The sequence below is a fragment of the Elizabethkingia occulta genome (genome assembly GCF_002023715.1).
In the GTDB taxonomy this organism is placed as follows: domain Bacteria; phylum Bacteroidota; class Bacteroidia; order Flavobacteriales; family Weeksellaceae; genus Elizabethkingia; species Elizabethkingia occulta.
The window spans coordinates 280,206-297,094 of the sequence record NZ_MAHX01000005.1 but is presented as its reverse complement, the minus strand read 5'-3'; the positions used below and the strand labels follow the sequence as shown (position 1 = coordinate 297,094).

General features: G+C 35.4%; 20 protein-coding genes. 18 read left to right on the top strand and 2 right to left on the bottom strand.

The features are described from left to right. Positions 1–31: 31 nt before the first annotated feature. Positions 32–3,214, top strand: a complete 3,183-nt coding sequence (carB, locus tag BAZ10_RS03545) for a carbamoyl-phosphate synthase large subunit (RefSeq protein WP_078770876.1) — start codon at positions 32–34, stop codon at positions 3,212–3,214. Between the two features lie 69 nt (positions 3,215–3,283). On the opposite strand, the gene BAZ10_RS03540 is transcribed toward carB, so the two are convergent. Beyond that, positions 3,284–3,805 (bottom strand): GNAT family N-acetyltransferase, encoded by a 522-nt coding sequence (locus BAZ10_RS03540; protein ID WP_078770875.1) that lies wholly within the window; start codon positions 3,803–3,805, stop codon positions 3,284–3,286. 155 nt (positions 3,806–3,960) lie between these two features. Between BAZ10_RS03540 and BAZ10_RS03535 the strand changes: the two genes are divergently transcribed. The 4 genes from BAZ10_RS03535 (at position 3,961) to BAZ10_RS03520 (ending at position 7,082) form a co-directional block, all read left to right on the top strand. Beyond that, positions 3,961–4,569 (top strand): DUF2911 domain-containing protein, encoded by a 609-nt coding sequence (locus BAZ10_RS03535; RefSeq protein ID WP_078770874.1) that lies wholly within the window; start codon positions 3,961–3,963, stop codon positions 4,567–4,569. A gap of 42 nt (positions 4,570–4,611) precedes the next feature. Then, positions 4,612–5,157, top strand: coding sequence for a GNAT family N-acetyltransferase (locus tag BAZ10_RS03530; RefSeq protein WP_185116400.1), 546 nt, complete (start codon positions 4,612–4,614; stop codon positions 5,155–5,157). 30 nt (positions 5,158–5,187) lie between these two features. After that, positions 5,188–6,081, top strand: coding sequence for a LysR family transcriptional regulator (locus BAZ10_RS03525; RefSeq protein WP_078770870.1), 894 nt, complete (start codon positions 5,188–5,190; stop codon positions 6,079–6,081). A gap of 68 nt (positions 6,082–6,149) precedes the next feature. Continuing rightward, a complete protein-coding gene (locus BAZ10_RS03520; RefSeq protein WP_078770953.1) occupies positions 6,150–7,082 on the top strand; it encodes a YeiH family protein in 933 nt (310 codons plus the stop codon). Positions 7,083–7,096: 14 nt separating this feature from the next. Here BAZ10_RS03520 and BAZ10_RS18965 read toward each other — a convergent pair whose 3' ends face one another. Then, on the bottom strand, positions 7,097–7,249 hold the full coding sequence (locus tag BAZ10_RS18965; protein ID WP_165689656.1) for a hypothetical protein: 153 nt from the start codon (positions 7,247–7,249) through the stop codon (positions 7,097–7,099). 342 nt (positions 7,250–7,591) lie between these two features. Between BAZ10_RS18965 and BAZ10_RS03515 the strand changes: the two genes are divergently transcribed. The 13 genes from BAZ10_RS03515 to BAZ10_RS03455 all read left to right on the top strand — a co-directional run bounded on the left by BAZ10_RS03515 (position 7,592) and on the right by BAZ10_RS03455 (position 16,816). After that, complete coding sequence (locus tag BAZ10_RS03515; RefSeq protein ID WP_078770869.1) at positions 7,592–7,825, top strand: hypothetical protein; 234 nt, start codon at positions 7,592–7,594, stop codon at positions 7,823–7,825. A gap of 85 nt (positions 7,826–7,910) precedes the next feature. Continuing rightward, positions 7,911–8,543 carry a hypothetical protein gene (locus tag BAZ10_RS03510; protein WP_078770868.1) on the top strand — a complete coding sequence of 211 codons (633 nt, stop codon included), beginning with the start codon at positions 7,911–7,913 and terminating at the stop codon, positions 8,541–8,543. Positions 8,544–8,646: 103 nt separating this feature from the next. Continuing rightward, positions 8,647–9,174, top strand: a complete 528-nt coding sequence (locus BAZ10_RS03505; protein ID WP_245803734.1) for a hypothetical protein — start codon at positions 8,647–8,649, stop codon at positions 9,172–9,174. A gap of 23 nt (positions 9,175–9,197) precedes the next feature. Beyond that, positions 9,198–10,025, top strand: coding sequence for a DKNYY domain-containing protein (locus tag BAZ10_RS03500; RefSeq protein ID WP_245803733.1), 828 nt, complete (start codon positions 9,198–9,200; stop codon positions 10,023–10,025). Positions 10,026–10,095: 70 nt separating this feature from the next. Further along, positions 10,096–10,962, top strand: coding sequence for a DUF4303 domain-containing protein (locus BAZ10_RS03495; RefSeq protein WP_078770866.1), 867 nt, complete (start codon positions 10,096–10,098; stop codon positions 10,960–10,962). Between the two features lie 56 nt (positions 10,963–11,018). Beyond that, on the top strand, positions 11,019–11,399 hold the full coding sequence (locus BAZ10_RS03490) for a hypothetical protein (RefSeq protein WP_078770864.1): 381 nt from the start codon (positions 11,019–11,021) through the stop codon (positions 11,397–11,399). Between the two features lie 10 nt (positions 11,400–11,409). Beyond that, positions 11,410–11,976, top strand: a complete 567-nt coding sequence (locus tag BAZ10_RS03485; protein ID WP_078770863.1) for a DUF4303 domain-containing protein — start codon at positions 11,410–11,412, stop codon at positions 11,974–11,976. A 294-nt stretch (positions 11,977–12,270) separates the two neighbouring features. After that, positions 12,271–12,528, top strand: coding sequence for a DUF7660 family protein (locus tag BAZ10_RS03480; protein WP_078770862.1), 258 nt, complete (start codon positions 12,271–12,273; stop codon positions 12,526–12,528). Positions 12,529–12,662: 134 nt separating this feature from the next. Further along, positions 12,663–13,469 carry a DUF4274 domain-containing protein gene (locus tag BAZ10_RS03475; protein WP_221407194.1) on the top strand — a complete coding sequence of 269 codons (807 nt, stop codon included), beginning with the start codon at positions 12,663–12,665 and terminating at the stop codon, positions 13,467–13,469. Between the two features lie 8 nt (positions 13,470–13,477). Continuing rightward, on the top strand, positions 13,478–14,182 hold the full coding sequence (locus BAZ10_RS03470) for an SMI1/KNR4 family protein (RefSeq protein WP_078770950.1): 705 nt from the start codon (positions 13,478–13,480) through the stop codon (positions 14,180–14,182). A gap of 32 nt (positions 14,183–14,214) precedes the next feature. Further along, positions 14,215–14,676: an SPRY domain-containing protein gene (locus BAZ10_RS03465; RefSeq protein WP_078770860.1), complete on the top strand. Its 462-nt coding sequence runs from the start codon at positions 14,215–14,217 to the stop codon at positions 14,674–14,676. A 61-nt stretch (positions 14,677–14,737) separates the two neighbouring features. Next, positions 14,738–15,955, top strand: a complete 1,218-nt coding sequence (locus BAZ10_RS03460) for a hypothetical protein (RefSeq protein WP_078770859.1) — start codon at positions 14,738–14,740, stop codon at positions 15,953–15,955. 15 nt (positions 15,956–15,970) lie between these two features. Continuing rightward, positions 15,971–16,816: a leucine-rich repeat domain-containing protein gene (locus BAZ10_RS03455; protein WP_078770858.1), complete on the top strand. Its 846-nt coding sequence runs from the start codon at positions 15,971–15,973 to the stop codon at positions 16,814–16,816. The last annotated feature ends 73 nt before the right edge of the window (positions 16,817–16,889 follow it).

Here is a 16,889-nt window from a genome sequence, read left to right as displayed (position 1 = left end):
TTAGATTGATAGATTGTTACATTTTAAACCTATGAAAAGAAACGATATAAAAACTATTTTGGTAATTGGTTCCGGACCTATTATCATCGGACAGGCAGCAGAATTTGACTATGCAGGAACGCAGGCTTGTTTGGCACTAAAAGAAGAGGGGTACCGAGTAATATTGGTAAACTCTAACCCTGCAACAATTATGACAGATGTAGAGATCGCAGATAAAGTATATATTGAGCCTATCTCTCTGGAATTTGTAAGCAGAATTATCCGTAAAGAAAGACCAGACGCTTTACTTCCTACTTTAGGAGGTCAGACAGGTCTTAACATGGCGGTAGAACTTGAGAATTCAGGAATCCTGGAAGAATGCAAAGTAGAAGTTTTAGGAACTAAACTTTCAGCTATTAATCAGGCTGAAGATCGTGACTTGTTCCGTGAACTAATGAGAGAACTGAATGAACCAGTTCCTGAATCTGAAATTGTAACAACAATACAAGGCGCATTAGAATTTGCTCAGAATATAGGCTACCCGGTAATTGTAAGACCTGCCTTTACACTTGGAGGAACAGGAGGTGGTATTGCATCTAATGCTGCAGAGCTAAAAGAGATTACAGCTAATGGTCTTAAATACAGTCCTGTTACGCAGTGTCTTATCGAGAAATCTATTGCCGGATTCAAGGAAATAGAATACGAGGTAATGCGTGATGCAAACGACAACGCCATCGTAGTTTGTAACATGGAGAATATCGACCCGGTAGGTATCCACACCGGAGACTCTATCGTAGTTGCACCATCTCAGACATTATCCGACAGAGAATATCAGCTTCTTAGAAATGCTTCGCTGAAAATTATCCGTGCCCTTGGAATTGAGGGGGGATGTAATGTACAGTTAGCTTTAGATCCGCATTCATTCGACTACTATATTATCGAGGTTAACCCAAGAGTTAGCCGTTCATCTGCCTTAGCTTCAAAAGCAACAGGATATCCGATTGCTAAGCTTGCTGCAAAAATCGCAGTTGGTCTTACACTGGACGAAATGATGAACCCGGTTACTGGTAAAACTTATGCCTGCTTCGAACCAGCACTAGACTACGTGGTAACAAAGATTCCTCGCTTTCCTTTCGATAAATTCGAAACGGCGGACAGAAAGCTTTCTACACAGATGAAGGCAACAGGAGAGGTAATGGCTATCGGAAGAAACTTTGAAGAGTCTATTATGAAGGCTATTCGCTCTCTGGAAACAGGGCTTCAGCACTTAGGACTAAAAACTAAAGCAGCAGAAGCATTAACTCCGGCTGATATCGAAAGAAGAATTCGTGTAGCTGATGACGAGAGAATGTTCATTATAGGAGATGCTTTAAGAAGAGGTTACTCTTGGGAGCAAATTGTAGAGTGGAGCAAAATAGATAAGTTCTTTGTATGGAAATTCAAAAAGCTTATAGACTTTGAAAAAACAATTGCTGAGAATGTTAAAAATGCTGAAGTTCTAAAAGAGGCTAAGAAACTTGGATTCTCTGATGTGAACATCGCTCACCTTTGGAATGTAACTCAGGATGAAGTTTACAAATTCCGTAAGGAAAACGGAATCATCCCGGTATATAAAATGGTTGACACTTGTGCAGCAGAGTTTGAATCTGAAACACCATACTTCTACGGAACTTATGAAGAGGAAAACGAAAGTGTTGTAACAGATAAAGAAAAGATCATCGTATTAGGTTCAGGACCTATCCGTATCGGACAAGGGGTTGAATTCGATTACGCAACGGTACACTCTGTATGGGCGATTAAAGAGATGGGTTACGAAGCCATCATTATCAACAACAACCCGGAAACAGTTTCTACAGACTTCTCTATCTCGGACAAATTATACTTCGAACCATTAACGGAGGAAGATGTAATGAGCATTATAGATCTTGAGAAGCCTAAAGGAGTTGTAGTACAGTTTGGGGGTCAGACAGCAATTAACCTTGCTGATAAATTAGCTAAACATGGTGTTCAGATTCTGGGAACTTCGTTAGAAGATCTTGACAGAGCTGAAAACAGAGATAAATTCGAACAGGCACTTCAGGAACTTGGAATTCCACAACCACTAGGAAAAACATGTTTCTCTAAAGAAGATGCAGTTAAGATTGCTAACGAAATAGGATATCCGGTTTTAGTACGTCCAAGCTATGTATTGGGAGGACGTGCAATGGAAATTGTATACAAGCAAAGCGAACTGGAACATTACATGGAATTTGCTGTAGAAGCAAGCCCGGAGCAGCCGGTTCTAATCGACCGTTACTTAACTGGTAAAGAGGTTGAAGTAGATGCTATCTGCGACGGAGAAACAGTTGTAATTCCGGGGATCATGGAGCATATTGAAAGAGCAGGTGTCCACTCCGGAGACTCTATCGCAGTTTATCCGCCACAAAATATCTGCCAGGAAAATCTTAATGATCTTGTAGACTACACCATCCGCCTTGCAAAAGGACTTAAAGTAGTTGGATTAATGAACATCCAGTACGTACTAAGCGAAGGAAATGTATATGTAATCGAGGTTAACCCAAGATCCAGCCGTACAGTACCATTCTTAAGTAAAATTACCGAAGTACCGATGGCAAATATCGCTACAAAAGCAATCCTTGGTAAGAGTCTTAAAGAACAAGGTTATGAAAATGGTCTGGTCCCAAACAAAGAAGGGATCTTTGTAAAAGTACCGGTATTCTCTTTCAGCAAGCTTCACAAAGTAGATATTACCTTAGGACCTGAGATGAAGTCTACAGGTGAGGTAATGGGGAAAGATATTACTCTGGAAAAAGCACTGTATAAAGGTTTAATCGCTGCAGGAAGAAAAGTGCCGTTACATGGAGCAGTATTGTTCACTGTAGCTGATAAACATAAGCCTGAAGCATTTGATTTAGCTTCCAGATTTGCGAATATTGGATACAAGATTTATGCAACAAACGGAACAGCTAAATACTTCGAAGAAAACGGAGTACGTGCTGAAGTAGTAAATAAAGTAGACGATTCGGCTGAAGAAGATTTAATCGACCTGATCCAGAAAGGCGGAATTCAGTTTGTAGTAAATACGATGACTAAAGGAAAAGAGATCGAAAGAGATGGTTTCCGAATCCGTAGAGCAAGCGTTGAAAACGGTGTACCATGTCTAACATCCATGGATACTGTAGAAGCTTTGGTAAAAGTAATAGAATCTATGACTTTCCAAATGCAGGAAATGTAATCAACAACTCATTGATAAATAAAAAGCTGCTAAGAAATTAGCAGCTTTTTATTTTAATAAACTTCTTTATTATTTCAATGACCAATAGAACATTTCTTCGTCCATTTCTGTTTCTACGAAATTTAATTTTGTAAGTAATAATGCAGAAGCATAATTATCAATATAGCTTCGTGCAGTTATTTCTTTAATGATTCCGGTTGAAAAAGCCCATTGGATAAGAGCATTAACAGCTTCTTCTGCATAGCCTTGTCTTCTTTCCTCTTTTTTTATTCCATAACCTATATCTGCATTTTGCTCTGCACTGTTGTAGCCTTTAAAACCAGCATCACCAATTACTTCTTTGGTATCTTTTCGAATAATCATCCAGGATTCAAATCCGGTAGGTCCATTCACTAAAGATAAATTATTCAGGATTCGGGGAAGTGTTTCCAGAAAATCTGTATCGGGCCAGTTTATTCCTCTCTTTATGTTTAATGTATCCAGATCACAGTAGTTATTATTCAAAATATTTTCACACATTTCTTTTGTAAACGGAATAAGGATTAATCTGTCGGTTGTAAGTTGTTCAATCTGTAGTTTTTTGGCTTTCATAAATTACTAAAATACGCTTTATAACGCGGTTCAAAACTACTCATTTAATTTTAAGATAAATAAAGGTATTTTGTAATTTATATTTCAATAAAAGAAAACCTGTTTTTATTCGGGCGTTTGCAAAATGTTTTTTACTTTTAAATAAAAATTTCCTAATGAAAAAACTCGCCTTTAGTTTAGCCTTATTTACAAGTGTTCTGGCTTATTCACAGTATACTTTACCTGTTGCCAGCCCAAGAGCCGCTACAGAACAACAGTTCTCAGTTTCTAAAATCAAAGTTGATTATGGAAGACCTTTTCTTAATGGAAGAAAAATTTTTGGTGGTTTAGAACCTTATGACAAAGTATGGCGTTTGGGAGCTAACGCTGCAACCTTAATTTCATTTGGGCAGGATATTTTATTTGGTGACAAATACATAAAGGCAGGTACTTATGCTTTTTATGCAATTCCTAAAGCTAAAGAGTGGGTTCTTATCCTGAATAAAGGAGTAGGTAACTGGGGTGCTTATGATTATAAAGAGGGCGATGATGTTGCAAGAGTAACGGTTCCTGTGAAAACGCAGACAACTAAAACTGAAGTTTTCACAATTAACCTTACACCAGTTAATGCTGCGCAGACCGATATTGAAATTTTATGGGATGATGTTCAGGTAAAGCTGCCTGTAAAAGTAGCCAATGAATCGGCTGTTAATCTGATTGCAGAACAACTGAAAAGTATTAAGAAAATTGACAGTGACGCAAGAAAAACTGCAGAGAAAAAATAACACATACAGGCGGGCGAAAGCCCGCTTTTAACTTTAAAAATAATGACAAACCAAATGACAACTGTACCTATTCCTGAAGTTTTAGAAAATGATGATGTAAAACTTGTCCTGGTTAATGAATCGGACTTTGAGAAAATTTATGAAGTTGGTTCTGATCCTAAAGTATGGGAACAGCATCCAAATCCTACACGTTATCAGAAAGAGATATTCAGAACCTTTTTTCAGGGAGCTTTAGAAAGCCACGCGGCTTATCTTATCTATGATAAAAAATCCGGAGAACTGGCGGGAAGCACTCGCTTTTATGATTATAACGAAGCTGATAACAGTATTTTTATAGGTTATACTTTTTATGCTACCAAATTCTGGGGAACAGGTATCAACCCAAGAGTAAAACATCTGATGATGGATTATATCTTCCAATATGTAGACAAAATAAATTTCCATGTAGGTGAAGACAATAAGCGTTCACGTATTGCTATGGAAAGATTGGGTGCTAAGCTGAAAGAAATTGTCAGAGTTGCCTATTTTGGAGAACCAGACCGCATTAATGCATGGTATGTAATAAACAAGCCTGCAGACAATCAGTAATTTTATTCCCTGTAATTTATAATTCTAAAAGTGGATTTTCGTTTAAAGATATTTTGTTCAGCTGCTCAGCACAACAGCTTTACTAAAGCAGCACAACTCAATTTTATTACACAGCCTGCCGTTACCAAAAACATAAAAGAACTGGAGAGCGAATTGGGTGTAAGCCTTTTCGAACGTAAAAACGCAAGAGTAGGACTTACCGAAGCCGGAAAGGTATACTATGAATATGCACAGCAGCTGCTGAAAGTATATGAAGAAGCTCAGTTTAAAGTAGATGAACTGAGAGGCAGCTTCAACGGAAGACTGAACATCGGAGCGAGTACCACAATAGGACAATATATACTTCCCAAAGTTCTGGCTGTTTTCAAGCAAGAGCATCCTTATATTACTATACAGATGCTGAATGCAAATACAGAAGAAGTAGAAAAAGAATTGCAGGAAAATACAATAGATTTGGGTTTTATTGAAGGACATTCCGGAAAGTCCAGCTTAAAATATGAGCCAGTAATGGATGATGAGATTGTCGCTGTTGTCCATCAGAATCATCCTTTATTTGCTCAGGAAGAAATTAATATTAGTGAACTGAAAGAACAGAATTTTGTTCTTCGTGAGAATGGCTCCGGAAGCCTCGATATAATAGCTGATATTTTTAATAAGAATCATATACGGTTAAAAGATCTGAAAGTTGAGGCTCAGTTGGGAAGCACAGAGAGTATTAAGACCTTCCTGGAATATAGTAATTGTATTGGTTTTTTATCAATTCATGCCCTCCGAAATGAATTGTTATCGGGTAAATTTAAAGTATTGGATATAGAGAAGTTCAGTATTAAGCGTCAATTTAATGCTGTCTATTCGCATGGGAACTTCGATGGTATTCCAAAATTGTTTTTAGATTTCTTTCATAATCATAAACAAAAGTTATAGTATATAATATTTTTTGATTAGTTTTTGGAATGTTTAATTCCGAGCTTTGCTTCATGAAATTTAAAATTATGAAACAAGCAACACTACTTCAGAAAATACTATTCTTTGTATTGCTTATCTTTTGCGTTACACCATTTGTGGAACCACCATTGGCCTTAATATTAGGATTCGTAGTAAGTTTTTTTATCGGTCACCCTTATATAAAGCACAATTCTGTTGCTGCTAAATATCTATTGCAATTTTCGGTTGTGGGTCTTGGTTTCGGAATGAACCTGACAGAAGCCATAAAAGTAGGGAAGGAGGGATTGATATTCACCGTAGCTTCAATATTTTTCACCCTTATAATAGGCCTTATTATAGGAAGATATCTGAAAATTAATAAATCTACAAGTACATTGATCTCCGGAGGTACAGCCATTTGTGGTGGTAGTGCTATTGCAGCATTGGCTCCCGTTATCAATGCCAAAGATGAGGATATTTCGATTGCTATGGCTTGTATTTTTATTCTAAATGCACTGGCATTACTTATTTTTCCGGTTATTGGCCATCAGCTTAATATGAGCCAGGATCAGTTTGGATTATGGTCTGCTATTGCGATACATGATACAAGTTCTGTTATTGGTTCTGCTCAGAAATATGGAGAGGAGGCTTTGAAAATAGCTACTACTGTAAAACTGGAACGTGCTTTATGGATTATCCCGGTTTCTATTTTGCTATCAGTATTGAATAATGGTTCTGTGAAAAAAATTAAAATACCTTATTTTATTCTTGGATTTATCGGAGCAATATTACTGGCATATTATTTCCCACAGATCAAACCATTTGGTGAAGTAATGGTTTTTATGGCCAAAAAAGCATTGAATATAACATTATTCCTAATCGCATCCGGACTAAGCATTAGCTCAATAAAAAAAGTAGGTGTAAAACCTTTGGTACAGGGTGTACTTCTCTGGATATTTATCTCAGTAGGTTCTTTGTTGGTAATAATGGAAGTGGCATAAGTTATTTTGTATGCCTATTTAAAGCATCCTTTCAGTGCATCTGCTCCAAAGTAGAAAACTACCAGCCATACAAGCCCCTTCACTGTAAAGAAGATTAAACCTGCCCAGCCAACTCTCTTAAACCATTTTTTAAACCTCGATTGATTCTCTTGTGGTAAATTCTCCATGTTAATAATACATTGAGAACAAAAATAAGCAAATATTATAATATTTGCTTATCTTATTTGTATTAATTCTAATTAAGATAATGAGTTTAGTCTAATAAATGAAAAAGACTATCTGGAATTACATATAATAGTTGTTTTAGTAACTAAATCCGGAAGGATAATTAAAGTTTTAAATTGATTTTTTTTTTAGAAAATTGAAATCTATAAATAAAATAAGCATGCTCTTTTATGACTGCAAAATATAGCTGATAATTGGTATTGTACCATTCTCTATTTCTCTTTAATATTGACAAGATATGATGAATAAAATTTCAAAATCTAATTAAAAAGTATAATTTAAACATGTTGTCATCCGCAGATTTACACTTGGAAAGAGCTTTGGTTCTTACCGCTTTGGCTTTGTTTTTGGGAGCAGGAATTTCTTTTACACTCATTATTTTCATCATTAATTCTATACGAAAAAAACATAAAAAGGCACTTTACTACGTCCTTTCGTTCCTCATTTTCGGAATTATTGTAGTAGTTTTAGCAGCATTATATTTCTACAACATTTTAATTGAACATCCTGGTTACTAAAATTGAGATAAACCAGAATATATAAAACCAATTCAGAAGAAGGATAAAAGCGTAATTAAACAATACACTCAAAATAATATACACTATGATTTTCAGAAAACTATTACCTGTTGCTGCCTTTATGATAAGCATATCATCTTTTGCACAAATAAGAACAGGAATATATTTTTCTTCAGATAAAAAATACAAAGAGATTATTGAGGAACTAGGAAATCCATTAGAAGGAAATCCTGTGATGATCGTAAAATCCTTTGTTCCTAACCATGGAAGTTATGTTTGGTATCTTAATGAAAAAAAAGTTGAAAAAGGCACGTATTTCGAAGGCACTCCCAAAGATTTATACTCAGGGATTTTTCTGGAAGATCATGGTGGATTGATTTCACAAATAACCTTTAAAGATTTTGCGAAAGATTTGGGACAACCGATGTACCTCATTAACTATTGCGAAGTAGGTGATGCAGACAAAGATGGTTTTCCGGAGTTTTATCTGACTTATTTTGGAGAATCGGATGGATTAGATGCCAAGCCATTGAAAGTTATTGTTTATACCAAGAGAGGTCAAAAGACACTTTCAAAATCAAAAATTACAGGATGGATTCCATATCAGGAAGAAGATCAATATCGCGAAGAAAGTGATACAAATTTCAAGTTATTACCAAAAGCAATAAGACTGAAAGCTGAAAAGATATTGAAAGACGCCAAAAAAGGAATACAATAGAATATGGTCAGTGGTGGAATTTTATAAAACCACCATTTTCAGGGATATTTTCATACAACAGCTTTGATTATCTTTAAATCGAAGATTTATTAAAAATAAAGTGGTGAAACAACTCATGATTTTAGCTTCATTCCTGACTTTGTTTGGCTGTGAAACAAATGCTCAGAAACTGAATGTTACGGCTATTTACTCAGAACCCAATCGGGTTACAAGAGAAGTTCCGGAAACAGGAGCTGTACATAATTATACAACCCGTAAAGAAGTTACTGAGCGTCTTAATCCCATGATTGTTATGACTTCCAAAAATGCTGAAATACTGAAATTTCGGATACAGGGAAATATAAGTTCCGGTGGACTCAACATTAATCGGATTAAGAAAATTCGTTTTGAAAAAGGAGAGCAGAATGGTAATAGTATGACGCTGAGATACTATGTGGAAATCAAAAAGACTCCCGGTAAAGAAGGCTCTAATGTAGCGGGTTATAATTATACAAAAGATGAAACCTATAAAATTCCGAACGATGTTAAAATAATAAAAATTGAATTGTACGAAGACCGAATCGATGATATATCCGATACAACCCCAAAGCTTATTGCTGAACAAACGTTTAATTTCTTTGCAAAAATATAATCACTTGAAAATGAATTCTAGCAATGCATGCACCTAGATTAATAAGTATAGACCAGAATGATATTGCCGATTTTGATAAAGAAGCGGTATTTTTTGATCCAGCCACAAAATCCCGAATTTCCTATTGGACAGACGGGACGGATATATATTGGCGTACAACGAAATTAAAAGCTAATCCGGAATGTTTTTTTGTATTTAATAAACTCTTTGCTAGGGATAATAAGCATTGTTTTATGCAGAATAAAAGACTGAAAAATGCGGATGTAAACAGTTTTGAGGCATTAAATTATTGCTTTGCAAAAGACCGTCATTTTGTATGGTGTCTGGGTGGAAAATTTGAACCTTATGATATTGAGACTTTTGAAGTATGTGATGATGGTTTTAATAAAAATCTGATGCACCAGACCTTTTATTTTTCAGATGGAAGCTCAGCTGATGGTACGACACAAATTTCCTCAGGTTATGCGAAGGATAAACATCAGGTCTATTGTTATGATCATACAGGTAAAGTGAAAATACTGAAAGAGGCTAACCCTAAAACCTTTGTTTCCTTTAATGATGGTAAGTTTGCCAAAGATAGTCTGCATGTTTACTATTATTTTAATCAGATTAAAAAAGCAGATCCCAAAACATGGAAATTACTGGATCTCAAAGAAGGTTATTCCTGTGATGCAAAGCGTGCGTTCAGATTTAAAACTTGTTTGGAAAATACTGATATAGCAACATTATCTATTTATGAATTCATCGATAAAGAAGGTTATACAACAAAATTTTTAAAAGATAAAAACGGATTGTTTGATTTGGATGGAACAAGGATTACAGAAGACAAACTGAAAAAAGATTATGCCTGAAAAATTTAGAAAACTGATATCTTTTAACCGAATGGAAAACCTTTGTCTGGGAATATTAAAGTAGAAAAACATGAGTAAAAGCAATAATAAGATAAAACTGAGTGAAGAAGAAGCGGTGAAAATAATCGTTGATCTCGATCAGATTGTCGTTTCCCTCGATAAAATAAAAAGTCATTTTGCAGAAGACAGCAATTTTCAGAAACATGATAAAACACTTAGTGACTATATCATAAACGAAAAAGTTAATCAGACACTGGCACAAATCAGAGGTTTATTATCCTCTAAATTTTCACTGAGTGTAGGTGAGGACGATATGGATGATCTGGAAAGAGCTTGCAGCACTAATAGATACTGGACTCCTGAGAACAATGAAATGGATACTGTTTCTGTAAATCCTGAAAATTGGCATGAAACGAATCTTCCTGTTTTATCTAGTTCAATTGTAAATGAATTCGATTTTTTTCATCAGCTTTTCAGTAAGAAAGAACAAAAGATGTATGCCTTTGCCTTGATACTGGACAATGATTGCCTTACCGCTTATGCAGCAGTTTCTACAACCGAAAGCTTAAAGAAAATCCATAAAAATAAAGAATGGGATGCTCCTGAATGGTGTCTGTGCGTTAGCCAAGGCGCTGTAAAAGAAGGTGTAGACACTTTCACCAAACTGCTTTTGGATCGCTACAGAAAGGATATTGTACCGTTATTTCAACAGGGATTTGACTATGCACGCGAACGGCAAAAAAATCTGCAGTTATTTACAGATGCTCTGCGCATTGCCAAACAGGAACTTGTGAAAAAATATGGTAATGAAGTAGAAGAAATGGCTTTTTACATAAGCATACCGGGAGAGCCAATTGTAGAAAAGAACACTGCATTGGCTATCAATAGTGATAGCAATACGAAAGTAAAAGAACTATTGGATAGCTTATATATTTAGAATGAAATTTTGACATACTGGTCGCTGAAAATGATACTTCAATACATTAGAATGATATGAAAAAAAAACTTACAAACCCACCATCAGATAAGCGTGACAGAGAACTGTGGATGCAGCATGGGGCAGGCTATATTGTGTTCGAGAATATCCGGAAATCTGCTATCAGCAAAATCCCGCCAGAAGCTGACAACACACTTCGGGAAGCTCATCTAACAGCGATAGACAACACCATATATGGCATGATGATGCAAATGGACGGAATATTTGGCTCTCTGGAAAATGAAAACTACCGCCTGGATTTGCAAACCAATATTGTCCTTTATAAAGATGGCGAAGTGGTTGAAGAACTTAATACTCTTGAAGGAGACGGAATGTGTATGGGATTTCATGGATGGATAGAAAACGATTTTGGAAGCGATGAAATTGTAACTGATTAGGATTAAAAAAATGAATTTAGATTTTGAAAAATTAGCTGTAGAGATTGAAGCAGCAACCCGAAAATATTTTCAGGAAATAGTGGCTAATCATGCTGCTGAAAATATTTATGCTTTTGCATTATACAGCGACGAAGGTGCTATGACGGTTTGCCCGGCAACCAATACGATGGATTTTTTAGCTACCAGACCTCAAAACGACTTGACCTATTATACATTTGATCCAGCAGAATGGTGCTATGAAGGTAGCAGGCCAGGCGATGGATTTTCTGCAATATCCCATCAGCTGTATGAAGCAATCGAAGATGATATGAAAGAAGAATATGATAATGACGATGAGGAAAATGATGAGGAGTTTGAAGAGTTCCAGCAAACCTTGTATCAAACTTGTTTTGAAGTTTTACTCAAATTAAAACAAGAAAACTTCTTTAAAAACCTTGTTGGGAAAGACATTTTCTTAATGTTTTCCGTAACTGAATATGAGTTTGATCGAAATAAACTGAGAGAGATGATTATTTTACTGAATGATAATCCATACCAAGAGGAATATCTGGACTGGATGAAAACATGGCGCAAATAAAAGAAAAGGCTTCCGCTTGCGTGAGCGTTTCGCTCGTGCAGGGAAAGGAATTCAAGTGAAAAATTATTAATTATGGCAACAAAATAATAAACCAATTGAAACATGGTCTTTAAAAGTATTTGAACAAAAGCCAGATTATGTGCATCAAAACCCTGGGAATGGGAGTATAGCAGTTCAATAAATTATTGTGATGATTTTGGACAAATTTTGAAAATCGATGTTAATAGATAATGTGGATACGAGCAGGGAGAATGCTGATCAAACGTAAAACTCGAAAATATTATAGCCAATTATATGAATGATACACTTAACAACTTTAAAGTTACAGACAGGCAAAGCTTCATTAAGTTTCTTGACTTATTACGTAAGGACCTTTTAGACAATCCTGAAAATTGGGAAAACAAAACATTGCCCGATTTTCTAGAAGCTTTAAGTGCATATACCGAAGACGTTCAGGGGTATTACAACAATATAAAACTAGATATAAATGCTGACAAACCAGACTGGTCAACCTTTGCAGATATTTTTAAAGGTGCAAAAATTTACGAATAGAAATTAATACCTGTTATAAAAACCGCTATTATCAGGGATATTTTCATCTGGCACCTTTTATTATCTTTAATTTGGGAATTTATTATGATAAAAGTGAAGAGTAGTCTGTTTGTACTGACCGAAATACATAGCCTATGAATATAACAAATCAGCAACAAGATTTTATTAACACCCATTTTCATGAAGGCATTCAGCAAAGTGAGTTAGACGAATCAATATTCAGAGAGTTAAAGACTTCGGAAGAATTACATTACCTCGCTACCCATCATAATTGGGACAATGGTGTGAAAGTTTTACAATGGATTGTTGAAAGTCCTATTTGTAGTGAAGCGACTGCTCTGGAGTTATTCTGGCTGGCACAGCCACAGGATTTTCAGCAATGTAAATTGGATATAACGTTACAGGATGAATACCTGAACGAGGTGTTTACACTGCTGAAAACAATTTTAAAGAATTATCCTGATAACTTTTATAAAAAAACAAGTCGTCAGTTTGATCCGGCACCATTTTATGAAAATGAGCTCATTATTCCCGACTGGATTTATCAGAAAACCAATGGCGAAGACAGCTATGTGTACTACGAAGAGGATGACATAGAAGATTGGTTTGATGCGGATTGGAAAAACAATATCCAGCGTGCAGAATCTGCGATTGAATTATTCAATATAGCCTGGTTTCTGGACGAACCAGAACAGGCATCGTTGATTTTAGAGCATCCGTTATGTGATAAAGGAGTTGCAGTTCTGGTATTTTGGCGACTGTACAACGAATGCGCTATGTATACCGAAACAAACGGGAAGTTAAAAGAGATAATTCATAACATTCTGAATAATACTTATCCTGAGATGTTGAGCTATGATCCTAAAACGGATGAAAAAGTTGATTACAAGAAGAAAAAGATAGTCTGGGAAATACCAGAAATATTTAGAAAACAGGTTTAAATATGCCTATGAGTACTTTAGAAGACTTAGAAAAAGAATTTAACTTTACTTATCCGGAGCTTTATAAGCAATTATATGCCGATAGAATGCTGGATTGGGGTTCTGATGGAAACGGCTGGTACACTAATGTTTTTCCGACGTTAAAAGAAAATCCGCCTTTGCTTCTGTTTGGAAGTGATATCGAAATTTGGGATCCGATTGTTTATCGCGATGGAATCAGGGAAATAGTTAACCATGAAGTATATGACATCAATCCTAAGTACCAAATGCTTCCTCTCGCAAAAAACGGTGCCGGAGATTTGTATGTTTTCCAATTGGATATGGAGAATAATGGTGAAATTCCCATTACATTTTTTGGTCATGATTCAGATGCTGAAGTTTTATCCAAAAATCTACAGGATTTTATCTTCAGACAGCTTTTGGAATCTCTAACCGAAATAGATGAATACTCGATGCTCTATGAGGATTCTGAAGAGAAAATCAAACAGAACCTGCATAATCAGCTGAAGACACACCGTAAGTATTTAAAAGCTGAACAAGTTGAAATTCTGGAGGATCTTTACCAGCGTGATATTTTTGAATATACTTACAAAACACCCAATGGTAGTGAATTTGAGGCAAAAGGCCTGCTGACTTTTGACGATCTTGAAAAGCTTATTAAGCAGGAAATGGCATTTGAAAAATTGAACATAAAATTTGATTATTGGAAATAGAATAATTGACTCAATAATTATAAAAAAACACAATGATGAAAAAGAATGTTGCTTTCCTGATTTTGAGTGCGCTGCTGGTTGTGTTCTACAGTTGCAAAGAATCGGAAAGAAAAAAAACGATTTTTCCGAATTATCTGAAAAATACCAACTGGATTCTTAATGAAGGAGGACTTATAGCTCCGGATGGTGGGAAAACTTATTATATGTCTCCAAGAATTGACACTGCAGTTATTTTCAACTTTCATGCTGTCAACTTTTTAGATGAAGAAAAATTCAGAAGCTATGATGCATGGGAATGTGGGAATGATTGCTTTACTGAGGTGCACGGCAGGTATTATTTTACGGGAGCTAACCAGATCAAAATGGAAGTTGACAGCATTAGCAAGTCCGATTTCTGTGACAGGCCAACACAAATTTTCAATCCATCGAAGGAAATGGTTTTCAATCTTGTAAAAGATGGAAAGCAGTTAAAACTAACAAGGAAAGATAAGTAAGAAGATTGTTGAATTGATGCTGAACTTTCGAAAAATGGATTAAAAACAATAAGAACAGTAAATGGAGAATAAAGAAACCTGGATAGAAGGAGATATACTTTTTTATAAAGATCATGGTAATATTGAGAATGCAAATATTCATTCACTAGAGTATGCATATGTACATATTTTAGGAGATGTACCCTTTCTGTTTGTTTTCGCAGATCATCAACACTATATATCTACCGAGCTGAAAGGTTTTGAAGAAGTATATCGCGAACTTTCGGATAGGTTTGGTTTTGACTCCGAAATCTTTTTTGCAGTATGTAAAGCCGGAAATGAAGATGATAAAGTAAAAATATGGGCAAAAAAAATGCCTCGGAATTATCAGATTCTTGACGAATATCCGGATGATATCGATTTTGGCTATGAAGTTTATGCGGAGCCCAGGCACATGTTATCGTGGGATACTACATACGAGCAACTGGAAGGATCGGGTTTTGTGGAAGCTTATTTTACAGATTTTGGTGCCAGATATTTAAGATTCAGATATCCGGTTAGAGTAGAGGGTCTTCTTATCGATCAATTAGAAGTATATGCCGACAATATCAGTACTAATCGCCCTGTACAGGAGTTCTTTGTAAGCCTGTACGAGGAAACGAATACTGATAAAAGTTATCAGCAATTGAGAGAACTTTGGGTTGATGACGATATTGATATTAGTCGGTACGGTTATGAAAGAGAAGACCAATGTTATCTGCAATTTGTTTTGACAAACGGTATAAATGCCTCTATTTGCTATACTTATGATAAAGGGTATTCTTATGACGATGGCAGCACATCACTTCATTTCTATAACAAAAGGGAGTACAAGTATTTTTTAGAAAATAAAGAATATGAAGAAGTGATGGAAATATCAGGATTAATACCATTCGATAATAGTTTGGATATGAAAGTTAATTATATCGATAATGATGGCGTTAAGCACATTCCGCTAAAGGTAAAAGAACTATTGGGAGAGAAAAGTGGTATATGGATCGACAATACAAATCATAAAATAGGATTTGCGGGAATAGACACTGCATTGATTCTAGACCTTGAAAAAATTAGACATTTTACCTTTCAGAATGTTCTTCCGGCAAAAGGAGCAGGGTATGCAGATCTTATTGTTCATCTTAGTACCGGAAATTATCTGTACGTTTTTATAGAAGATACTTATTTCTTCGATCAGTTTGCTCAGCAATTGGAACAAATGACGAAAAAGGTGGTTGAAATTCCTGAAGCATATTATAACTGTTAAAAACATGCATATCAGATGTATATAGGAAGCACAGCTAAAGAAAGACCAGATCATTTTGTGGTAATAGAAAGTGGAGATTCTGCCACAGAAATTTTAGCATTAATGAAAGAAAAACAGATTTTCAATCTTATTCTGGATGGAAAAACCTGTGATACAGCTATTTTTGAACTTCCTGAGTTCAGAGAAGTCTTCGGAAATGTCAATATTATCTATTTTTCCAACTTCAATATTGACAAAAGAGAAATTTTGTATGCCCTGAAAAATGCTTTTCGTCTCGAAATAAGGAAATGTACATACAAAGGAAAAGAACTGATTGACTGGACTGTTTTTACGCGATTAGAAGAGCTGTTTACGCCTTATTCCAAACGGTTTGTTAATCTGTTTACACATCCAGCGCTAAAAACTATTTTCATTGAAAAATTTACAGAAGAAAACTATCGGTTTCCTGAAAATGAAATACTGCATACGTTATCTATAGAAGGCAATGTTTCCTGTGACTGGTCTACACTTACTCATTTTAATAAATTAGAAGCTTTATACCTGTCCGAGATTAAATCATTAACCGACATTTCATGGCTGGGAGATCTCAATAATTTAAAAGATCTGGATATAAGTCTTTGTAAAAATATTGAAGCCATTATAGAAGTTATTTCAAAAATTAAGAGTCTTAAATACCTCCATATCTTTCAGAGCGGTGTGATAGAATCCCTACAAAGTTTAGCCAATCTTACCAGTCTGGAAGAGCTCACTATTGAAAATAAAGGTAAATTAATAGATAAAAACATTTCTTTTCTAGATAAAATTTCCAATCTGGAATACAGTATCGAAATCGGAAGTTTTGGTGCAACAAGCGATAAATAACTAACAGCTTTTGAAAGTTTGCATTTTTGATTTTTTAAACTTTAGATACAGCCTTGCCAAGGCTATGAGATAA